The following is a 22591-nucleotide window of genomic DNA, read 5'->3' on the forward strand; positions in this document are numbered from 1 at the left end:
CCCCGCCAGATGGGTCAGCCACGGGCATAGTGCCATCGCCCACCATTATATTTTCGCATCCCAAAAACCCGCAGGATCAAAGCCATGCAACAACCCGCAACAAACTGCCCGATTGCCATTGTTGGTATGGCGTGTCGTTATCCTGATGCCGATAATCCTGATCAATTATTTGAAAATGCCCTGGCCCAGCGCCGATCTTTTCGCACCATCCCGGTCGAACGCCTTGCGGCGGGTTATTTTGACGCATCTGGCCACGCACTGGACCGCGCCTATACCAATCAGGCCGCCGTGCTAAATGGCTTTCAGTTTGACCGCAACTGGTTTCGCGTTTCCAGCCAAAGCTATGATGCAACCGATCTTACTCATTGGCTGGCGCTAACTGTTGCGCGCGAAACTATCGACAGTATTCGTTTTCGCAAAGGCAGCACCATTGTTGCCAATGAGGGCATCCGTGTCGTCATTGGCAATACATTAACCGGCGAATTTTCGCGCGCCAATTTAATGCGTTTACGCTGGCCTTATGTCCGCGGCGTGGTCGAACGCCAGATGCGCACCGAATATCCCGATATCACAAACGATACCCTTGTTCGGTTTTTACGCCACCTTGAAGGCAGTTACAAAGCCCCCTTTCCGGTTCCGAACGAAGACACCCTTGCGGGCGGGCTTGCCAACACCATCGCAGGGCGCATCTGCAACCATTTCGACTTTAAAGGTGGTGGCTACACCGTTGATGGCGCGTGTTCTTCATCGCTTATCTCGGTAATTGATGCCTGCACAGCCCTGACCATGGGCGATGCCGATATGGTTCTTGCCGGTGGCGTAGATCTTAGCCTCGATCCGTTTGAACTGACCGGTTTTTCACGTACTTCGGCGTTGGCGCGCGACGATATGCTGGTCTATGACGAAGGATCACAGGGGTTCTGGCCTGGCGAAGGTTGTGGTTTTCTGGCCCTGATGCGTTATGACGACGCAATTGAACAATGCGAACATATCCATGCCGTCATCCGGGGGTGGGGTGTGTCATCCGATGGCAGTGGCGGGTTAACCCGGCCCGAACCTGCCGGGCAAATGCTGGCCATGCAACGCGCTTATCACCGGGCGGGCTACCATATTGGCAGTGTCGGCTATTTTGAAGGCCACGGCACGGGCACCAAGGTTGGCGATACCGCCGAACTCACCGCTCTTATAAACGCCCGCCAACAATATGATGGCACAATCCAGCCCGCCATTATCAGTTCGATCAAGGCCAATATCGGTCATACCAAGGCCGCAGCCGGCATTGCCGGGTTATTACGCGCCAGCAAATGTTTAAGCCAAAACATCCTGCCCCCGACCACATCCTGCAAACGCCCCCATGCCCTGTTTGAAAACAACGTAGGCAACCTCGCCCCTTCCAACCAGATCAATGACTGGCAATCTGATGGCATTGAACGTCGTGCCGGGGTCAGCGCCATGGGGTTTGGCGGCATTAACACCCATATCACACTGGCCGAAGGCCCTGCGGCCACCAAAACCTCGGTCTACGGTGCGGGAACCCAAAAACGAACAGACCTTGAAGCATTTCAGGACAGCGAAATTTTCGTTTTCGCCGCTGCCCGCCAGGCCGACTTGATGTGGACACTGAACCACGTCGCCGACTTCGCTGCCAAATGCTCGCGCGCCGAATTAATCGACCTTGCCGCCGAACTGGCGCATCGCGCATCGCTTAATTCCCAATTCATCTGGAAGGCCGCCCTTGTTGCTGCTACCCCCGATGCGCTGGCGCAGAAACTCGAAACCCTGAAATCAACCGTGCAGGCAATGCCCGATAACAGCCTTCACATCGCCGCCAGCGAGGGCATTTTTGCCTCCAGCAAACCTGAAACCGGCAAAATCGGCTTGCTATTTTCCGGTCAGGGTGCCCCGGCGCGGTGCCATGGCGGCATTTATGAACGTCGCTTCCCTGCCGTCCGCCTGGCGTTTGAAGACGCCAGGCTTGAGGATTTCAAGGACCGCAGCAATACCGACTTTGCCCAGCCCGCCATCGCTGCCGCCTCGCTTGCCGGGCTGGAAATGCTCAAACATGTGGGCATAACGGGCGATGTCGCCGTCGGCCACAGTCTGGGCGAACTTGCCGCCCTGCATTGGGCCGGGCATTTTGACGGGCCAACATTGCAGGAGCTTGCCACCATGCGCGGCTTGGCAATGGCATCGGATGCCAACACATCGGGCGCAATGGCCGCCATTGCCACTGATGAAAACGGGACCAAAGGCGCCATTGGCACCCGCAAGGATATCTTCATCGCCAATCTCAACGGCCCCCGGCAAACCATTGTTTCCGGCAACCATGATGCCATTCACCAGTTTGTCGCCGATCTTCGCGCGCAGGGCACCGCCTGCACCGTTTTAGGCGTGCATCAGGCGTTTCACTCTCCGGCAATGGCGGGCGTTTCAACCCGCCTGGCAACAATGCTGGCGCAATTCACCTTTAACCCGGCCCAACGTCCTGTCATCTCAACCGTTTCTGGCGCGCCGTTACCACCCGACACAACCATCAACGCCTATCTGTGCCAGCAAATTCCCTCGCCCGTGCTGTTCATGGACGCGGTAAAACACGCCGCCTCTGATACCGACCTGTTTATCGAAGTTGGTCCCGGCAGCTTGCTCGAAAAAATCACGGCAAGCTTTTGTGATGTTCCTGCCATTTCGATGGATGTGGGCGGTGCCAGTTTTGATCCATTTTTGCGCGCTGCCGCCGCTGCGTTCATTCTTGGCTGTGCGCCCAATATGGGCCGCCTGTATCAAACACGCTTTCACAAAAAATTCGACTGGGACTGGAACCCGCAATTCATCGCCAATCCGTGCGAAACAATCCCGGCAGCAACCCAGACCCCAACGGACGCCGAGCCACAAATCGCCCTAAATGACATCCAAACCACCAACCAGCCCCCCTCCGTCTCGCGCGATGGTGCCAGCATTCTCGCCCATTTGCGCACCATCATTGCCGAGCGCACCGGCCTGCCGTCATGGTCGCTCGAAGAAAGCAGCCGGATGTTGTCCGATCTGCATTTAAATTCCATCACCGTTGGCGAAATCGTCACCCGCCTAAGCTCGGCCATTGGTGTGCCCCTGCTGGTCGACCCCACCGAATTTGCCGATGGTAAAATTGGCGATATCGCCGCAGCCATCACCGAAATGGCCAATTCCGAAAACAACGGTCGCACCGCGCATCAAGGCGCGCCCGCCGGTATCGAAAATTGGGTGCGTTATTTTCAATTTCAAAATCATCCCGCCCCCTTACCGTCGCTACGTTCTTCTGCTCTTGCGGGTCAATGGCAAGGATATGGCAAGTTGAGTGCCGCCGAACATGCCCTGCTCGCACAGCTAAACGCGCAACCCTGTGGCAACGGGGCACTGCTGTGCATCAACAATCCTTCCAGTCTGGATGTCTCAGCCCTGTTAACCGCCTGCCAAAGTGCCATAACCCGCAACAACGCGGCCAAAGCGCCGTTTCAACTGGTTATTTTACAATCGGGCGGCTCGGTCAGCGGGTTTGTAAAATCGTTCTTCCTTGAAAATAGCGACATTGATACGCTGATCATCACCCTCGCATCGCCGTTAACTGATGATACAAGCGCCGATATGATAGCAAACATCATCGGCGAAATCACCGCCGCCACACCGGGTTATTCCGAGGTTTCCCTTTCCGCCTATCATCCCCGCACAATCCCTTGTCTGGAGCGGGTAGCACCCCGTTCAGGTGCGCATCCCGCGATCCTTGGCACAGATGATGTTTTGCTGGTAACGGGCGGTGGCAAAGGCATTAGTGCCGAATGCGCCTTTCAACTCGCCCGGCAATCGGGCTGCGCGCTTCTGGTGCTGGGTCGGTCCTCGCCCGCCGACAATGCCGAACTGGCCGCCAACCTGAAACGCTTTGCCAATGCCGGTATTAATACCAGCTATCAAATCGCTGATATCGCCGTGCTGGCCGATGTTAAACGGGCCGTTGCCGCTGGCACCACACAACTGGGCCATCCGGTAGCCGCCATTTTGCACGGGGCCGGTATCAACAACCCCAAAACTGTTGCTAATTTAACCGTGGGCGACATTCAGGCAACACTGGCCCCCAAAATCACCGGGCTGAACAATGTGCTGGCCGTAATCCACACCGGGCAGCTCAAATTGCTGGTCGGTTTTGGCTCCATCATTGCCCGCATGGGCCTGCACGGCGAGGCCGATTATGCGCTGTGCAACGAATGGCTCAGCCAGAAAATCGCCGACTTTCAGACAAACCACCCGGCGTGCCATTGCAAAACAATCGAATGGTCAGTGTGGGCCGGGGTGGGTATGGGCCAACGGGTCGGCAGTCTTGATACCTTGCTGGCACAGGGCATTTCGCCCATTTCGATCAACGATGGCGTGCGTGAATTCCTGCATATTATAAACGATGTTAACTTACCAACGAACCTCATCGTATCAGGACGTTATGGCACATCTGGCACCCTCAATCATGCCACGTCCCCGGCCACGCCACATCGTTTTTCCCAAAACATCCGGGTTCATTACCCTGATGTCGAATGGATCAGCGATTTTCAAATATCGCCCCAAACTGACCCCTATCTCACCGATCATACCTTAAACGGCGAACCGGTTTTCCCCGCCGTCATGGCGCTAGAAGCCATGAGCAACGCCGTGCATGTCCTTGCCAGCACGGGACAATCATCTGCATCACTGGTGTTTAATGACGTCAATTTTGCCAAGGCCATCATCCCCTCGCACGATGATGCTGCTGATAACTATGGCCCTGTCACCATCCGGGTGGTTGCCCTTGCGATAACAGCAACGGAATTTTCGCTCGCCCTGCGCTGTTCAACCACCGACTTTCACATAAATCACGTCACTGCACGGTGCCATATCTCCCCTGCAAGGCCCTTTGCCCCGATCCCGGATGATATCAAAACTGTTGCCAAAGCCCCGATAATCGCGCCGTTTAACCCCGCATCCGACCTCTATCAAAACATCCTGTTTCAAAAGGGCCGCTTCCAACGGATACAGGGCTATCAGTTAATCGAGGCCCGCCGCTGTCTGGTCTCGCTGTCCCCCGCCAAACCCGAAAACTGGTTTGCAAGCAACTTGCCACAAACCCTTGTTCTGGGCGATGCCGGTGCGCGTGATGCCGCCCTGCATGCGGTTCAGGCCTGCATTCCCCATCAAACTGTCATCCCGATATCGGTCAACGAAATCGCCCTCTCGCCGCTTGATCCGCATAAATCCTATCGCATGTATGCCACCGAAATCGCCGTCCTTGGCACTGATCTGATCTACGACCTTGTTATTTTTGATGAAACAGGGTTGGCGGTTGAACAGTGGCGCGGCCTTAAACTTCGCGCAATCGGCACCCCGGTCAGCTTAAAACTAACCGCTCTTCCCTTGTTGGCCAGCTCTGTTGAACGCAAAATCGCAGCACACCTGCCCACAGCCGATATGCACCTGACGCTCTTTCCCTTTCATGACCGCTGGCAACATCGCACGCCCGCCAGCCGCCTTACCCACCGGCCCGATCACCGGCCAGACGGTAAACCCGACCCGTCAGCCGATGCCCGCTTCAGGTCGTCATCCTATTGCGATGGCTGGAAACTTGTCACCGACAGCCACCAATCTGCGGGTTGCGATTTGCAAACCGTCCAGCAAAAGACTGATGATGAATGGTCCGCCCTGCTGGCGGAAACTGGCATGGCACAGGCCAAATTCATCGCAAAAACCTTCGACGAACCCCTGGATTTAGCGGCCACCCGCATCTGGTCCCTGCGCGAGGCGCTTAAAAAAGCGGGCATCCTCGCCAACGCGCCGCTGGTTTTTGATCCTGCGTCAACCCCGGGCGAAATCAGGTTCCATTCTGGCGAAACCACAATTCTCTCTTACGCCACCGACGGCACCACACCCGATGATTCCGCCCGGATCTGTCTTGCCATTGCAATTGTTGCAACGGGCTTACACAACCATGCCACACACATAACGCCGAACCGGCACCAGTCTGATACCACAACCCAAAACCATCTCGCTATCAGTTAACACCAGCCTTTAAACCTCCGTGCCATAAACAACAAAACCCCGCAGGCCATCATCCTGCGAGGTTTCCCAAAATTCAGTGCGCCCTGTTAATCGCGGCGCGATGTCGCATAGGGTGCTGATTGTTCGTAATAATCATCAAACCCGATCCGCTGGCGCAATTCCGGCCATTCCATCAGCATGTCACTGCGCGGGGATCCGGCTTTTAACAATTGCAGGGTTTGCACCATCGCCTTCATTGCCGCTGCCATCAACGACAAGGGATAAGCCGCAATTTTAAAGCCAATTTCCTGAAGCTCGGCTGGCGATAAATCCGGTGTTTCGCCACCTTCCAAAATATTGGCCATCTTGGCACCGGGCAACGCATCACAGATCGTGCGCATTTCATCAACCGATTTGGGGGCCTCGACAAACAGGATATCCGCACCCAATTCGGCAAATTTCGCCGCCCGGTCAATGGCTTCGGTCAAACCATGTTCGTGGCGGGCATCGGTGCGTGCCAATATCAAAATATCGGCCCCGCCATCCCGCGCGTCAACCGCGGCCCGAATGCGATCAAACGCTTCGTCGCGCCTTACCACTTCCTTGCCTTTGGTATGGCCGCAGCGTTTGGGTGCCACCTGGTCTTCAATCATGATCGCGGCACAACCGGCCTTGGCAAAGCCGCGCACGGTGCGCTTTACATTCATGGCATTGCCATAGCCGGTATCACCATCACCAATCACCGGGATCGAAACCGCATCGGTAATATTGCGCGCCTGGTCCAGCACTTCGCCGTATGACATTAATCCAAGGTCCGGCTCGCCAATCCGCGCCGCTGCGGCCGAAAAGCCCGACATAAATGTCAGGCCGAAGCCTTCCTGTTCAATCAGTTTGGCCGAAAGCGCATCAAAGCAGCACGGCATGGTAATCAGTTCATCGCGCGCCAGCATGGCACGCAGGGTATTTGCAGGTGTCATTTTCATCACATTTTAAACGGAATATACAGGGCCAGATCGGGCCAGACATATAAAAGAAAGGCGGTAAAAAACATCAACAGGATGAACGGAAACACCCCTTTTGACACTTCTCCCAACGCTGTTTTTGCTACCGACTGAATAACATACAAATTCATCCCGACCGGCGGCGTAATCAGCGCACATTCAACCATGATCACCATATAAACCCCAAACCAGATCGGGTCGATGCCCAGCGCCATCGCCGCTGGCAACAATACCGGCGTCATGATCAGCACCATTGACAGAGCTTCAAACACCAAGCCCATCAACAGCAACACAACCGATACCACCAGCACAAAACCCAGTTGCGTATCGACATTGTGGCTGATCAGAACCGAAATATCCTGCGGAATACGATACAGCGTAATCGCCTTGCCAAACACCTTGGCCCCGGCAATGATCAAAATCACCGCAACTGTGGTCGCCATGCTTTCAAAGGCGGCCCGTTTAATTCCGTTCCAGTCCAACGCAGGCATGGTCACGCGGATATTCATGCGGTTGGTTAGCCCGCCAAAGCCTCGAAACAGGCCAAAAACCAGCATTGGCACGATAAAATAACCAATAACCGGCCCCTGCCCGCCAAAAACCAGATAATAAACCGCATCCGCCACCAGCATGGTTGCAGGCAGGCGCAAAACCGGCACCGTAATCGCCAGTGAGGCCGAAAAGCCAATTGCGGCGGCCTCGGTCGGGGTAAAGGCACCTCCGTAAATACCGGCAATAATCAACACCGCCAGCAATATCGCCGGAAAGGCCTTAAATGTTGCGGCCCAGCGTTCGTTCCAGCTTTTTTTCGGTTCCGGCGTTTGACCGCCAAAACGGGCATAAATCATTGAGAAAATGATAAACAGCACCAACAGGGCAATGCCCGGGCCAATCCCGGCCAAAAACAGCGAAATCACTGATTCTTCGGTGACAAAGCCATAAATAATCAACGGAATGGACGGCGGAATTAAAATACCCAATGTGCCACCCGCCGCCAGCAAGCCATAAACAAAGCGCTTGTTATAGCCCCGGTTAATCATTTCCGGGATGGCAACCGTGCCAATGGTTGCCGCCGTTGCCACCGATGACCCCGAAATGGCGGCAAAAACCCCGCATGATAAAATCGTCGCCACGGCCAACCCGCCCGGCCAATGCCCGACCCACGCACTAACGGCGGCGAACAAATCCTTGCCCACCCCGGCCTGCAACAAAACGTTCGACATCAGTAAAAATAATGGCACGGCAAGCAGGATAAACCCGTCCAGCGTCGATAAAATCGCCTGGGGTGCCATTAACGGCGAAAAGCCGCCCAGCATCAACATCGCCAGACCCAGCCCGCCCAAGGCAAACGCCACCGGCACCCGGATTAACAAAATCGCAAAAAGCGCAATCAGCGTCAGAATAATGGTCATTCGTGCGCCCCTTGCGGAATTTCCCTGCCCCGCAGGACATTCACAATTTCAATCACTGCCTGAACAGCAAGTAAGGCAAAACCGATAACTACCGGCAATTCAGAAATCCAGGTCGGTAAATCCAGCATCGACCCGGTTGTCCGTCCGCGTTCAAAACTTTCATAAAATATATCAAAGCCTTTCCACGTCACGATCACCGCAAAAAGCGCGATTATTGTCATCGCCAGAATTTCAAGCATCCGTTGCATTGTCGGGCTGCACAGCCGGGTTATGGCATCAACCGCAATATGGCGGCGGGTTGCCAACGCCCACGGCATGCCGATCAGCGCCCCCCAAATCAGGCAAAGCTGCGAAAGCTCGGCCGCCCAGATGGTTGGTTTGACAAAAAAATATCGGGCAACCACTTCCCAGCTCAGCATCAGACCCGACGCCACAAACAGCAGCGCGCCGATCCAGGCCAGTGAAACAATAAATCGTTTATACATCGTGGGACAATGCGTGACGGACGGCCAAAAACGCCACCCTCACCTTTCATATGGTGAATATACGGAACTAAACAGACAGGAACACCGCCCGCCCAATGGCACCGGCGGTGTTCCTTGCGTCAATCTTCAAGGAAATGACGAAGGCTTAAAGTTTCTTCGCAGCGTCAAAAACTTCCTTGCCCAGCGGGCCGGCATCTTTCAGAAATGAATCATAAACCGGCTGCGAAACCGCACGCCACTGTTTCACTTCTTCGTCGGTCGGGGTGTAAATCGTCATCCCGGCTTCTTCCGATTCTTTGAATGCGGCGGCTTCAATCGCGCTCATGCGGTCGCGAACATCCTTTTCGGCATCGCGCGCTGCGGTTGAAATAATACCGCGCTGGCCATCGGTCAGGCCGTTCCAGAAATCGGTATTGATCATCACCAGAAATTCAACATCGGCCATGTTGGTAACGGTAACCGTGTCCATCACTTCCCACAATTTGCGCGATTTCACGCCGGAAATGCCAGTCATGCCCACATCAACAGTGCCACGCTGATAAGCCAGATACTGTTCCGAACCGGAAATAAGGGTCGGCGCGCCACCGGCGGCTTCCACAAATTCGCCCAGCGACTTGCCAAATACGCGCACTTTTTTGCCTTCTAGATCCTTCGGCGTATGAATCGGCGCACCCTTGGACAGCATGACGGTGCCGCCATAGGCCTGCCACCACAAAACCGTCGATCCGGTGTCGGCAATGGCGTTATCAAGCGGGCCACGCACCGATGACCCCGGAGCCACAGCTTCACGAACCTTGGCTTCGGAATCAATCACAAACGGCTGATAGAAAACATCAACAGCCGGGACGTCACCGGCATAACGGCTTAATGATGCCGAGCCCATTTCAATGGAACCTGACCCAACGGCGCTGGGAATTTCCTTGTCTTTATACAGGGTTGCCGAGTCATAAATTTCAACTGCAATGTCGCCGTTCGATTTTTCTTCAACTTCTTTTTTAAACAGCTCAAGATTTTGAACAACGTGGCTTTTCGGCGGAAGCTGCGATGCAATCCGCAAGGTAACATCTGCTGCCTGTGCAGCACCGCTAACCCCTACCGCTGCCATCAAGGCTGCGATCATGGCAATTTTTTTCATAATGGACGCCCTCTGAGTTTTTTAATTACAATCAATTCCAATCCTGCGCGAAGATGGGCCAAATTACCCCTTTTGTTCAACACCTTTTCGACCTTTGGCCGAATTTTACAAAATTGCTGCATCTGCGGTTGAACGCCGCAGTGCAACGAAAACTGTCGTGGTACAAACGCCGCCATCACGCTCAAACACCAATTGCTGTTACGACATCGGGCCTTGAAAATCACCTACCCGGCGAACGGGTCGGGGATCTGTGCGCCAAGGTCGGTTTTGCGCACCAGTTCCAAAAAGGCAACCGCGGCGGGCGACAATGTCCGCCCCGACCGCCAGATCAGCCCGATATCGCGCAACAGCTCCGGTTGCCCCAGCGACCGAAATATAAGCGGCTCGCGCCCCAAAACCGGCAAGGTCAGGGCGGGCAATGCCGTCACCCCCAGCCCTTGCGATACAAACGCCCCGGCCGTTGCCAGATGCGATACTTCAAACCGGGGTCGAAACAGCAACCCTTGCTGGGCACAGGCGGCATCGGTCAATGTGCGCACGCTCGTCCCTGTCGCCATTGCCACAAATGGCTGGCTGACCAACTCATGCCAGCCATATGTGCGGCGTTCCTCCAGCGGGCCGCCCGGCGCGCCCACGGCAACAAACCGGTCGGTTAACAGTTTTTGAAACGACAACCGTTCCGAAACCTCGACTGCACCGGCGGTAAAGCCAAGGTCGGCTTCACCCAGTTCAACCTCCCGAATGATCCCGTTGGAAAGTACATCATTAATCTGCACATCGACATCGGGATGGGCATCTAAAAACTGCTGCACCAGTTTGGGCAATAACCCTGCCGTCACCGATGGCAAACCGGCAATGGTCAGCCGCCCGCGCCGTGCGGCCTGATAGGCGGTAAATTCGGCCATGGCATTTTCGGTGGTATTTAAAATCCGCTCTGCCAGCCGCAAAAAAACCTGCCCTTGCGGGGTTAACGCCACATTGCGGGTATCGCGGTCAAACAGGCGGCTGCCCACCCGGTTTTCCAGCCGCGTAATCTGGCGGCTTAATGCCGATGGTGACACACCAACATCTTCGGCAGCGGTGCGAAAGCTGCCGGTTTCGACCAGGGCGCGAAAGGCCCGCATTTCGTCAATATCAACATTGATGCGTTTCATGCATTAATTATCTCGTTTTTTTCACTTCAAGCAATAAAACTTATCAGGCACACTTTTGAACGTTACGAAAAACAAAACCAATAATCTGTCGTAATAAACAGAAAAGCCCGCCAGACGGGCATTAGGGAGGAATAGCTATGAAACTCAAATCACTCGCGCTTGCGGGCGCGCTGGCCATTGGCCTGTCTTTTCCGGCCATGGCCCAGCAAAAACTTCTTGTTGGCTCCACCTCGGCTTCATCCAGCCATTATGGCTATTTCGTTGCCGTCGCCAAACTGATCAACGAGAAGGCCGACGGGCTGGAAGCCTCGGTTGTTGAAACCGGCGCCACGATGGACAATTTGCGCCGCATCGAACGCAACCAGATCGACCTTGGCCTTGTCACCACCAACGTTGCCCAGCACGCCAAAGCCGGAACCAACAAATTTGAAGGTCATCCGCTCGATATCGGCTTGTTGTGGGTTTATACCGGCGCGCCGCAAAACGTTATCGTCCGCGAAGATTCCGGCGTTAAAAATCTGGCTGAGCTTTCCGGTGTTCGCTTTAACCCCGGCATCAAGGGTTCTGCCACCGAAAGCACAACCGAAGCCGTTTTTAAAACCCTTGGTCTGTCGGCCGATTATGTCCGTGGCTCCACCACCGACGTTGTCGACATGATCAAGGATAACCGCTTGGCCGGTTATGTAAAATCAGGTGCCGGTGAAAAACTCGACAGCTCCACCATAGATATCGCCACCTTTACGCCGATCCGTGTCCTAAGCCTGACCGACGATCAAAAGAAAACACTGGGCGACAAAATGCCCGATATTTCGCTCGTCGATATTCCGGCAGACACCGCCAACAGCATCCCGGCTTACTCCACATGGAGCTTTGGTGTTGGTGTTGCGGCAGGCATGAAATTGTCCGAAGATGCCGCCTATAAAATTGTTGATGCGATCATGGCCGATAAAACGGTTCAGGGCGAAGCCATGGCCAGCGTCAAAGGGGCCGATCTGGCAAAATTGACGCTGCAATATGGCACCATCCCGTTCCATCCCGGTGCGGCCAAATGGTTCCGCGAACATGGCTATGACATTCCAGCCCGCCTGGACCCTGCCAAAAGCTGACCGCACCTAGGCAACATTAATCATAACAATAAAAACAACGACCAACCGGGAGGAAATTCGCCATGCTGTTGCGTGTGCAAAACGGGCTTGCTGTGCTTGTGGGGGCTTTTGTCTTTTACACTGCCGCATCTGGCCCTTTTGAAAGTCTGATACAGCGTGCGATTTTCCTCGCTCTGGTTGTCTGTCTTGGTCTGGCAATTTATCCGCTGGGCAAAGACACAAAATGGCGGCCAATGGGGCTGTTCGTCGACATCCTCATTGCTGCCTTCACCCTCATCGCCTGTGGCTATATCGTTATCAATTACGATAAAATCATGACCACCCTGCCCTGGGCCACAAGTTACGACATGGTGCTCACAACCTGCCTTGTGATCTCGGTTCTTGAAATTGGCCGCCGGGCAGTTGGCATTATCTTTCCATTGCTTGTGATTATTGGCCTCGCCTATGCCCTGTTCGGGCAAAACCTGCCCGGTATTCTTGGCCATCGCGGCTTTGACAGCGCCTTTGTCACCGAAACCATCTTTCTTGGCGATCTGGGCATCTGGGGCATGCTTACCGGCGTTGCCGCCACGGTTATTGCGGCGTTTGTGCTATTTGGCGCGCTTTTGCTCCATACCGGCGGCGGGCAAAGTTTTATGGACCTTGCCATGCGCATGGGCGGTCGCCAACCCGGTGGGGCGGCCAAAATCGCCACCATCGCCAGCGGCCTGTTTGGCATGATATCGGGTTCCGCCGTTGCCAATGTTGCCACCACCGGCAATTTCACCATCCCGATGATGAAACGCTTGGGCTATCCCGCCCCGTTTGCAGCGGCGGTCGAGGCCGTCGCCTCCACCGGCGGGCAAATTGCCCCGCCCATCATGGGGGCTGCCGCCTTTGTCATGGCCGAAATTCTTGGCATTTCCTATGTCGACATCATGGTCGCTGCCATCATTCCGGCCTTGCTGTTTTATCTGTCGGTTTTTGTCACCGTGCATATCATTTCGGTACGGCGTGGCTTGCGCCTTGTCCCCGATGATGAACTGCCCGCATGGTCCCATATTTTGCAGTGGCGTCGGGTTCTGCCCATTATCGCCGCCCTTACCGGGCTGGGCATTGGCATTTTCATGGGCCGTTCGGTTGCCACCTCCGCCTTTTACGGCATTGTCGGCTTGCTGATTGCCTTTGTTGGCACATCGCTTGGCAAACTCACCACGGCGGAAATGGCCCGGCGCGTAATTGATGGCATCGCCGATGCAGGCAAAGGCATGGTCATTATCGGCGTGTTGCTGGCCGGGGCGCAAATTCTGGTTTCCATGATCAATATGACCGGCATTGGCGTATCGCTTAGCTCCATGATCGTTGCCATAGCCGGTAATTCCATTGTGCTGGTCGCGTTAATTGTCGCGCTTGTCTGCCTGATCATGGGCATGGGCCTGCCCACAACGGCGGCTTATGTTCTGGTCGCCGCTGTTCTGGCCCCCGCCTTGATCAATGTCGGGGTTGATCCGTTAACCGCGCATTTGTTCGTGTTTTATTTCGCCACCATTTCGGTCATAACACCACCGGTCTGCGTGGCAGTATTTGTGGCTTCCGGCATTGCCAATACCAACTGGCTGCCCGCCGCGGTCGAGGCCGTTCGTCTGGGTGCTGTCACCTATATCGTGCCGTTCCTGTTGCTCCTGTATCCCGGCATGACCGGGCGGGGCGGCGCCCTTGAGGTCATTAATGCCTGCATCTCCGGGCTGGTGCTGGTCTTCGCCATTCCGGCCCTGCTGGGCGGGCAACGGCTGTTGGGCCATATCTGGCTGGATCGCGCCATCTTGCTGGTCTGCATCGCCCTTGCCATCTGGTCGTTTGTGCTGGCCCCGATCATCGCCGTTGCCGTGTTGGCAGGCTGCTATTACTGGTCCCGGGCCCATAAACCCGCACAGGAGGCCCGGTCATGAAAACCCTGCGCATTGGCACCGGGGCCGGTTTTGCCGGCGACCGTATCGAACCTGCCGTCGAACTGGCGCAAAATGGTAATCTTGATTATCTGGTGTTTGAATGTCTGGCCGAACGCACCATCGCCCTGGCCCAACAGGCCCGCATGGCCGACCCGGACGCGGGTTATGACCCCTTGCTCGAACGTCGTATGCGCGCAGTTTTGCCGATCTGCCATCACAACAAAACCCGCATCATTTCCAATATGGGCGCAGCAAACCCGGTCATGGCCGGTCAACGCACGCTCGAGATTGCCCGCGAACTGGGCTTAACCGGCCTGAGCATTGCCGTGGTCTGCGGTGATGATGTTCACGACCAGCTAAACCCGAACACCTTTACCCTGATGGAAACCGGCGAAACATTGGCGCAATTTAACAAACCGGTTATTTCCGCCAATGCCTATCTCGGCGCCGGGCCAATTGTTGAAGCCCTCGTACAGGGTGCCGATATTGTCTTAACCGGGCGCGTGGCCGACCCCGCCATGTTTCTCGCCCCGCAGATTTACGAATTTGGCTGGTCGATGGATGACTGGCAAAAACTGGGCCGGGGTACATTGGTCGGCCATTTGCTGGAATGTGGCGGGCAAATTACCGGCGGTTATTTCGCCGATCCGGGGGTTAAGGACGTGCCCGACATTGCCCGGCTGGGCTTTCCCTTGGCCGAAGTATCGGAAAACGGCGATGCCATCATCACCAAAACACCGGGCACCGGCGGCATTGTCAGCGTCGCCACCTGCAGCGAACAATTGCTTTACGAAGTCCACAATCCCGCCAGCTATTTGCAACCCGACGTCATCGCCGACTTTTCCGGCGTCCATATCCAACAGGTCGGGCCAGACCGCGTTGCCATCACCGGCGGTTCTGGTCATGCGCGGACGAGCACGCTGAAAGTTTCGGTTGGCTATGTCGATTCATTCATCGGCGAAGGGCAAATATCCTATGCCGGTGCGGGCTGTGTTGCGCGTGGTCGCCTCGCGCTGGATATCGTTCGTGAGCGTCTCAACATCACCAATGTCACTTGTCAGGAAATACGCTGCGATCTGATCGGGCTTGATGCTGTTTTGGGGGCGTTCGAGGGCGACACCACCCGCATCCCCGAAATCCGCGCCCGCTTCACCGCCCGTACAGCCTCATTGGCCGACGCCCGGCGCATCGGCGAAGAAGTCGAAAGCCTGTATCTAAACGGCCCGGCGGCGGGCGGCGGCGTCACCCGGTCCGCCCGGCAAATTGTCGGCATTGTATCGGGCCTGCTTGACGAAACCCTGATCACGCCCACCCTCACCATGCTGGAGGTTTAACCCATGCGGCTCCATCAAATCGCCCATTGCCGTACTGGCGACAAGGGCAATATCTCCAACATTTCCGTCATCGCCTATGACCGTGCGCATTTTGATCTGTTGCGCAAAATCCTGACCTCGCAACAGGTTGCGACACGTTTTGCCAATATCGCGGGCGGCCCCATCGAACGCTACGAACTGCCCCAACTTGGCGCGTTAAATTTCGTTTTGCACAACGCTCTGGGTGGCGGCGTCACCCGGTCGCTCGCCCTCGATGCCCACGGCAAATGCCTTGCCTCCGCCATGCTCGACATCGAAATTCCCGATTTTTGACGGAAAAGGGCGCAATTTAAGCGGCGAGATATCCGCTGATTGGGACATGCCGCAAATAATAATGCGAATTACTATTGTTTGCAGTTGATCTTCGCGTATATTGGGTAATGACCAGACAATAATGTCTTTCCCAACGCGCCGGCAGGAGTGCCAAGCATGACATTCCATCCCCGCATGACCAGCCGGATCGAAGGCATTTCGATCATGGAAGATTTACGTTATCGCCGCTGGAAAACAGGGATAACCGATCTATGGCATGTTTCCTGCGACAAAAATGCCACCGGCACCTATGTCTCGCAGGCCCCTCGCCTTGTCGCGGTGCTTGAATGTATTGGTGAAGGGCAGTTTCATATCCCGGCAGCATCAGACCATCCCCGCAATCGCCAGCAAGAAGCCGGGTGTCTGTATTACATTCCCGCCGGGATGGAACTTTCATCGCAAATCAGCGGCCCGTGCCAATTGCGCCATCTCGATTTTCACCTTGATATGGCCCAGGTGGAAACCTGTTTTTCCTGCGATTTGAACCGAAGTGCCGTCGAAACCCCTCGGATCAAATTTTGTGATTTGCGCATCAAGTCGCTGGTCAAACTGATTGCCGACGATTTTAATCATCAAAGCCCGGAAAACGACCTGTATGGCGAAAGTCTGGTTTCGGCCCTGACTGCGGCTCTGTTTGCACCCCAATGCCAGAACGAGCCCGAACGCAAACGCGGCAAACTTGCCCCCCACCAGTTGCGCAAATCCATCGATTTTATTGAACAAAATTGCGATCGCATTATCCGGCTTGATGAACTGGCAGGCATGGCGGGTTTATCGCAATCGTATTTTTGTTCTGCCTTTCGCGAGTCAACCGGGATGCCGCCGCACAAATGGCAAATGAAAGCCCGAATTGCCCAGGCAAAACAAATGCTAAAGGATCGCGACGTTTCGCTGGCAAGTGTGGCCACCAATGTCGGCTTTGCCGATCAGGCCCATTTAACCCGTGTTTTCCGTCAAATTGTTGGCCACACGCCCGGCGCATGGCGGAAAGAACAAACATTATGAAATTAAACCAAAATCTGTTCAATACAGCCAAATAGGCTTCAATATTCCCCGTCTGCTCTCGTGCTATCGCATTGTCACATTCACAATGGCAACCGATACAGGGAAATCCCCGAAATGAATTTCAAGACACATCCGTGGTCAAAATCGTTTCTTCTGGGCACGGCCGCACTTCTTTCCATCAGCTATACCAGTTTCGCGCACGCCCAAAGCAATGACGCAGAAGTTGTCGTCGATCCCATCGTCATTGACGGCGAGCAGGACAAATCAACTGCAATCTCGCCGGTGAACGGATACGTCGCGCAAAAAACCTCGGCAGGCTCAAAAACCGACACCCCGATCAGCGAAGTCCCCCAATCAGTTTCCGTCATTGGCCGTGAAGAAATGGATGATCGAGGTGCCACCAAGATTGACGAGGCCCTGCGCTACACCCCCGGTGTTTACACCCAGCCTTTCGGGCCTGACAGTGACACCAACTGGATCTTCATTCGCGGTTTTCAGGCAACCGCAACCGGCGTTTATATGGATGGGCTGCAAAATTACAGCTACGGTTTTGGCGGCTTTTATGTCGACAGCTATAACCTTGAACGTGTCGAAGTTTTGCGCGGTGCATCGTCGGTTTTATATGGCGGGGCAAATCCCGGCGGCCTGGTCAATTATGTCAGCAAACGCCCAACCGGCGACCGTCTGCGCCATGTTGATGCCAGCGTCACCGACACCGGCAAAATGTCCACCGGCATCGATTTTAGCGACCGGCTCAGCAATGTTGCCGCCTATCGCCTCAGCGGCATTATCTCAGATGGCGATGGCAGCACCGATTTTTCCGAAGGTTTTAAAGGCAGCATCGCGCCCAGCTTTACCTGGACGCCCAACGATACCACCAGCCTGACCATTTTAACCAACTATACCTTTATGGACGAAACCCATAATGGCGGCGCGTTTTTGCCCTATACGGGCACCGTGGTTGATGCGCCGTTTGGCAAAATAGACCCGGATTCAAACTTCACCGAACCCGGGCTGGATAAATATCTGCGCCGCCAATACAGCGCCGGGTACGAGCTGTCCCACGACATTAACGACAATCTGACCTTCCGTCAGAACCTGCGTGTCGGTCGCGCCGAAATTCACGAAGTGTCACTTTATGCCTATGGTTATGATTCCTACAGCGCCACCCCAACCGGCAGCAATTATGACCTTAGCCGCATCAATTTTGAACATCGCACCACGGTCAACACCATCGGGCTTGATAACCAGCTTGAACAAAAATTCGATACCGGCTTCCTCAACCACACCCTGATGGGCGGCATCGATTACAAACGCTACGACATGGATCAGGTCCAACTGTCCGGCTCGGCCACCACCATCAATGCGGTTAACCCGGTATATGATGCCAGCGCCCAGGGGGCACGGTCTTCCTATATCGATCAGGATCTGGTCATGAACCAGGTCGGTTTTTATGCCCAGGACCAAATCCGGTTTGGTGACGGCTGGTTAACCACCCTGAACGGCCGTTACGATTATTTGTCAACCAAATCCGAAGGCACCACCGAATATGACAGCACCGAAGGCGAATGGAGCGGTCGCGCCGGTCTGGCTTATCTTTTTGATAACGGCCTAACCCCTTATGCCAGCGTTTCCAGCTCGTTTAACCCAGTGCTTGATACCACCAATGACGGCGCATTAATGCAGCCCGAAACCGGGCAACAATATGAAGTCGGCCTGAAATATGCCCCCACCAGCTTCGATGCCCTGTTCACCGTCGCGATGTTTGACCTGACCCGCCAAAACGTCGTCACCGGCTCTGGCGTTAACAAATCACAGCTTGGCGAGGTTAATTCCAAGGGCCTTGAATTTGAAGCCAAAACCAACCTGACCCGCAACCTCAAACTGACCGCCAGCTTTACCGCCATGGCGGGGGAAATCACCAAGGATAACGACGCCACAACAGTTGGAAAAACCCCCTATCTGTTCCCCGAACGTCAGGCAGCCCTTGCTGTAGATTACACCTTTGACCAAGGCGTTCTCGACGGCATTACACTGGGCGGCGGCGCACGATATCAGGGTGCCACCTGGGCAGATAATGCCAACAAGTACAAGGTGCCCTCGGCAACTGTTTATGACGCCAAAATTGGCTACGCCATTGACAATATGTGGGGAGTTGATTTGAACGTCACCAACCTGTTTGACAAAACCTATGTCGCGGGCTGCCAGACAGAATTTTCCTGCGGTTACGCCGAAGGCCGCACAGCCCTGCTCAAGCTCCATGTAAACTGGTAATTTGCGGTTCTTGAAATAGCGTATAACCGAACACACCCAAAGCTGACGGATTTCACCACAAATCCGTCAGCTTTTTTATGGGCTAATCCGCCGTCCCCGGGCTTGTCGGCGGCACTTGTGTGCCATTGCTCCGAAACAAACCTCTCTCTTTTTCCAAAAAATTTCATTTTCGAAAATTTATATACAAAAATACGCCTTGACGCCCTGTGCCATCGCAAACATTTTGTCGATAATTCTATTCTTGCTATCCAACTTTCGCGGTAAACAGCAATTATCCGCACTCAGAACCCTTCCCCCTTACCCATGTGCCTTTTTACCCGTAATGCAATGCGAAGTTTCCGCACCACACTCGTCATTCGCGCGCCTTTCCGCATGACCGCACCGGTCGTTAACTCCCCGTTTTCGCCGAGATATCAAAGGTTTTAGTGCGTGCAAGCCTGACCGCAACGCCATAATCACACCCCGCTGATATTTTCAATTTGCAACGATTCTGTAAAATGGACCGTACACATCAGGTAGCATGTCGCTTATATTTATCAACATGAGATTGTTTTTTCTATTTAAGTTTAAATGCAAAAACAATCACTTATCGACGTCTTTTGCGCAAATTCGTTGAAAATTTATCGAATATTTTATTTTCACTTGCGTTTAATTTTACATGTTTGTAACGTTTGTGAAAATAAGGAACGACAGCTGATACCAGCGGTCAATAATCCGGGCAATCAGGGAGGAAGCGGTTGCTCACTTCAGACACATATGACGTTGCCATTATTGGGGGCGGCATCAACGGCACAGGTATTGCGCGTGATGCAGCCGGGCGTGGATTAAAGGTTTTTTTGTGCGAACAAAACGACCTTGCCTCTGCCACATCCTCGGCCAGCACCAAGCTCATTCATGGCGGTTTGCGCTATCTGGAATATTACGAATTCCGGCTGGTGCGCGAAGCCCTGATCGAACGCGAAGTCCTGCTTAATGCGGCCCCGCACATCATCTGGCCGCTGCGCTTTGTGCTGCCCCATGTCAAAGGGCTGCGCCCGGCATGGATGATCCGGCTGGGCCTGTTTCTTTATGATCATCTCGGGGGGCGCAAAAAACTCCCCGGCTCCAAAGGCGTGCGTCTGGCGGCCCATCCCGCCGGGGCGCCCTTGGCACCGGGCATGGACAAGGCCTTTGTTTATTCCGATTGCTGGGTACAGGATGCCCGCCTTGTTGTCTTAAACGCAATCGATGCGCAAAATCGCGGGGCCGAGATTAATGTTGGCACCGAATGCCTGTCGGCCCGGCGCGAAGGTGATTTATGGATTGTCACCGTGCGTCAAAATGGCGAAGAACGGCAAATTCGCGCCCGATCCCTGGTCAATGCAGCCGGGCCGTGGTGCGCCGAATTGCTGGAAAACAAGGTCGACGCCCATAAGAAACAGGGCATTCGCCTGGTTCAGGGCAGCCACATTGTCGTGCCCAAGCTGTTTGACCACGATTATTGCTATATTTTCCAAAATCCCGATGGCCGCATTGTTTTTGCGATCCCCTATGAACAGGACTTCACCCTGATCGGCACCACCGACCGCGATTACAAAGGCGATCCCGCCAAGGTTGCCATTGGCAGCGACGAAATTTCCTATTTATGCGACCTCGCCAATACCTATTTTTCGCGCAAAATAACGCCCACCGACGTTGTCTGGTCTTATTCCGGGGTGCGCCCGCTTTATGGCAATGCCGATGAAGATGCCTCCGCCGTCACCCGCGATTATGTTCTGGAAATCGACCAGCAAAACGACGAAGCCCCGCTGCTTAACATTTACGGCGGCAAAATAACCACCTATCGCAAACTGGCAGAATCCGCCCTTGCCCGCCTCTCGCCTTATCTGGGCAATGACGAAGCCCCCTGGACCAGCGGCACCCCGCTTCCCGGTGGCGACATGCCCAATGGCAATTTCGATGCCTATCTTGCCGCAATGCAGCAACGATTTTCCTGGCTTCCCGCTGCACAGCTCTACCGTTACGTGCGAAATTACGGCACACTGAGCGATAGAATAATCGCCAATGCTTCTGATACCGCCGGTTTGGGCCAACATCTGGGCGGCGACGTTTATGAAAACGAACTGCGCTACCTGATGAAGCACGAATGGGCACGCTGCGCTGACGATGTTTTATGGCGGCGCTCCAAACTTGGGCTGCATGTGACACAGGATACCGCAACCGCCATCGCCAACTGGTTTGCCAAAAACAACCCCTCCCTCCTAACCGCCCCGATTGGCGAAGGAAACGAAGACAAATGACCCTGACGCTTGAAAATATTACCAAAACCATGGGAGGTGTCACCCATATCGACGATGTGTCGATGACACTGGAACCAGGTTCGTTCAATGTCCTTCTGGGCCGAACTCTGGCGGGGAAAACCACCCTGATGCGGATCATGGCCGGGCTGGAACCGCCAACCAGCGGGCGTATTCTGGTTAATGGCACCAATGTTACCGGCCAACGCGTTCAAAAACGCAACATCGCCATGGTGTATCAGCAGTTCATCAATTACCCGTCGATGAATGTGTACGACAATATCGCATCGCCGCTGAAACTTCAGGGGGCCGACAAGGCCGAAATCGACCGCCGCGTGCGCGAAACCGCCGAATTGATGCATATCGAACATCTGCTTGACCGTCTGCCCCAGGAACTTTCGGGCGGGCAGCAACAGCGCACCGCCATGGCGCGCGCCATGGTCAAGGATTGCACGCTTCTTTTGCTCGACGAACCATTGGTTAATCTGGATTATAAATTGCGCGAAGAACTGCGCGAAGAAATTCCAAACCTGTTGGCAAAGCGCGACACCATTGTGGTTTACGCCACCACCGAACCGATGGAGGCCCTGCTTTTGGGCGGTAAATGTGCCGTCATGCATGAAGGCCGCGTTACCCAGTTTGGCGCCACCACCAGCGTTTTTCACAACCCGGCCACGGTCGAAACCGGCCTCATTTTTTCCGATCCGCCCATCAACCTGATCGCGGGTCACATTGCTGATCGCACTCTGTCGCTTGCCAGCGGCCACAATATCGCGCTGGCCGGTCATTTGTCAGGTATCAGCACCGGCAATTGCACCGTTGGCGTTCGGGCCAATCATTTATCCGTGGTTAATCCCGGCCCGCACGCCATCGCCATGCAAGGCAATGTCGAACTGGCCGAAATCACCGGGTCTGAAACCTTCGTTCATGTGCATTTCAACGATGCATCCTGGGTCATTCAGGAAGAAGGCGTTCACAATCCGCGCCTTGGCGAAACCTCCACCTTCTATCTCGACCCGTCACGCCTGTTTGTTTTTGATGCCGATAACCGGCTTATGGCAGCGCCCCCTGTTGAAATCGCAAATGGCAAGGCCGCCTGA

General features: G+C 54.7%; 14 protein-coding genes. 9 read left to right on the forward strand and 5 right to left on the reverse strand.

Annotated features, from left to right (window positions below; translation table 11 throughout):
• The first annotated feature begins 84 nt into the window (after positions 1-84).
• Positions 85-6051: a type I polyketide synthase gene (locus TMES_RS16990; protein WP_085584746.1), complete on the forward strand. Its 5967-nt coding sequence runs from the start codon at positions 85-87 to the stop codon at positions 6049-6051.
• Positions 6052-6137: 86 nt separating this feature from the next.
• On the opposite strand, the gene TMES_RS16995 is transcribed toward TMES_RS16990, so the two are convergent.
• From TMES_RS16995 to TMES_RS17015, 5 genes are all read right to left on the reverse strand, one after another.
• Positions 6138-7007, reverse strand: a complete 870-nt coding sequence (locus TMES_RS16995) for an isocitrate lyase/PEP mutase family protein (RefSeq protein ID WP_085584848.1) — start codon at positions 7005-7007, stop codon at positions 6138-6140.
• Positions 7008-7012: 5 nt separating this feature from the next.
• Positions 7013-8443, reverse strand: coding sequence for a TRAP transporter large permease (locus TMES_RS17000; protein ID WP_085584748.1), 1431 nt, complete (start codon positions 8441-8443; stop codon positions 7013-7015).
• Entirely contained in the window at positions 8440-8928 is a 489-nt protein-coding gene (locus TMES_RS17005; RefSeq protein WP_085584750.1) for a TRAP transporter small permease, read from the reverse strand. Before TMES_RS17005 ends, TMES_RS17000 begins: the two co-directional genes overlap by 4 nt.
• A gap of 145 nt (positions 8929-9073) precedes the next feature.
• Complete coding sequence (locus tag TMES_RS17010) at positions 9074-10063, reverse strand: TRAP transporter substrate-binding protein (protein ID WP_085584752.1); 990 nt, start codon at positions 10061-10063, stop codon at positions 9074-9076.
• Positions 10064-10287: 224 nt separating this feature from the next.
• Positions 10288-11217, reverse strand: coding sequence for a LysR family transcriptional regulator (locus tag TMES_RS17015; RefSeq protein WP_085584754.1), 930 nt, complete (start codon positions 11215-11217; stop codon positions 10288-10290).
• Between the two features lie 137 nt (positions 11218-11354).
• On the opposite strand from TMES_RS17015, the gene TMES_RS17020 reads away from it, so the two are divergent.
• The 8 genes from TMES_RS17020 (at position 11355) to TMES_RS17055 (ending at position 22591) form a co-directional block, all read left to right on the forward strand.
• Positions 11355-12323, forward strand: coding sequence for a TAXI family TRAP transporter solute-binding subunit (locus tag TMES_RS17020; RefSeq protein WP_085584756.1), 969 nt, complete (start codon positions 11355-11357; stop codon positions 12321-12323).
• A gap of 62 nt (positions 12324-12385) precedes the next feature.
• Positions 12386-14251: a TRAP transporter permease gene (locus TMES_RS17025; protein ID WP_085584758.1), complete on the forward strand. Its 1866-nt coding sequence runs from the start codon at positions 12386-12388 to the stop codon at positions 14249-14251.
• The gene (locus tag TMES_RS17030; RefSeq protein ID WP_085584760.1) at positions 14248-15585 is read left to right on the forward strand and encodes an acyclic terpene utilization AtuA family protein; all 1338 of its coding nucleotides are present in this window, start codon (positions 14248-14250) and stop codon (positions 15583-15585) included. Before TMES_RS17025 ends, TMES_RS17030 begins: the two co-directional genes overlap by 4 nt.
• Positions 15586-15588: 3 nt before the next feature.
• Positions 15589-15897 carry an AtuA-related protein gene (locus TMES_RS17035; protein ID WP_085584762.1) on the forward strand — a complete coding sequence of 103 codons (309 nt, stop codon included), beginning with the start codon at positions 15589-15591 and terminating at the stop codon, positions 15895-15897.
• Between the two features lie 156 nt (positions 15898-16053).
• Complete coding sequence (locus TMES_RS17040; protein ID WP_085584764.1) at positions 16054-16941, forward strand: helix-turn-helix domain-containing protein; 888 nt, start codon at positions 16054-16056, stop codon at positions 16939-16941.
• Positions 16942-17055: 114 nt separating this feature from the next.
• Positions 17056-19215: a TonB-dependent siderophore receptor gene (locus tag TMES_RS17045; protein WP_085584766.1), complete on the forward strand. Its 2160-nt coding sequence runs from the start codon at positions 17056-17058 to the stop codon at positions 19213-19215.
• Between the two features lie 737 nt (positions 19216-19952).
• A complete protein-coding gene (gene glpD, locus TMES_RS17050; RefSeq protein ID WP_085584768.1) occupies positions 19953-21494 on the forward strand; it encodes a glycerol-3-phosphate dehydrogenase in 1542 nt (513 codons plus the stop codon).
• Positions 21491-22591, forward strand: coding sequence for an ABC transporter ATP-binding protein (locus tag TMES_RS17055; protein WP_085584770.1), 1101 nt, complete (start codon positions 21491-21493; stop codon positions 22589-22591). The genes glpD and TMES_RS17055 overlap by 4 nt, the downstream gene beginning before the upstream one ends.

It is taken from the genome of Thalassospira mesophila (assembly GCF_002115755.1).
GTDB lineage: Bacteria > Pseudomonadota > Alphaproteobacteria > Rhodospirillales > Thalassospiraceae > Thalassospira > Thalassospira mesophila.

What these genes read in the sequence shown, in the direction of transcription:
- TMES_RS17055 (WP_085584770.1), top strand. Translation starts at nt 21,491, where the DNA reads ATGACCCTGACGCTTGAAAATATTACCAAAACCATGGGAGGTGTCACC.
- TMES_RS17040 (WP_085584764.1), top strand. Translation starts at nt 16,054, where the DNA reads ATGACATTCCATCCCCGCATGACCAGCCGGATCGAAGGCATTTCGATC.
- TMES_RS17025 (WP_085584758.1), top strand. Translation starts at nt 12,386, where the DNA reads ATGCTGTTGCGTGTGCAAAACGGGCTTGCTGTGCTTGTGGGGGCTTTT.
- TMES_RS17020 (WP_085584756.1), top strand. Translation starts at nt 11,355, where the DNA reads ATGAAACTCAAATCACTCGCGCTTGCGGGCGCGCTGGCCATTGGCCTG.
- TMES_RS17030 (WP_085584760.1), top strand. Translation starts at nt 14,248, where the DNA reads ATGAAAACCCTGCGCATTGGCACCGGGGCCGGTTTTGCCGGCGACCGT.
- TMES_RS17015 (WP_085584754.1), bottom strand. Translation starts at nt 11,217, where the DNA reads ATGAAACGCATCAATGTTGATATTGACGAAATGCGGGCCTTTCGCGCC.
- TMES_RS17035 (WP_085584762.1), top strand. Translation starts at nt 15,589, where the DNA reads ATGCGGCTCCATCAAATCGCCCATTGCCGTACTGGCGACAAGGGCAAT.
- TMES_RS17000 (WP_085584748.1), bottom strand. Translation starts at nt 8,443, where the DNA reads ATGACCATTATTCTGACGCTGATTGCGCTTTTTGCGATTTTGTTAATC.
- TMES_RS17010 (WP_085584752.1), bottom strand. Translation starts at nt 10,063, where the DNA reads ATGAAAAAAATTGCCATGATCGCAGCCTTGATGGCAGCGGTAGGGGTT.
- TMES_RS17005 (WP_085584750.1), bottom strand. Translation starts at nt 8,928, where the DNA reads ATGTATAAACGATTTATTGTTTCACTGGCCTGGATCGGCGCGCTGCTG.
- TMES_RS16990 (WP_085584746.1), top strand. Translation starts at nt 85, where the DNA reads ATGCAACAACCCGCAACAAACTGCCCGATTGCCATTGTTGGTATGGCG.
- TMES_RS16995 (WP_085584848.1), bottom strand. Translation starts at nt 7,007, where the DNA reads ATGACACCTGCAAATACCCTGCGTGCCATGCTGGCGCGCGATGAACTG.
- TMES_RS17045 (WP_085584766.1), top strand. Translation starts at nt 17,056, where the DNA reads ATGAATTTCAAGACACATCCGTGGTCAAAATCGTTTCTTCTGGGCACG.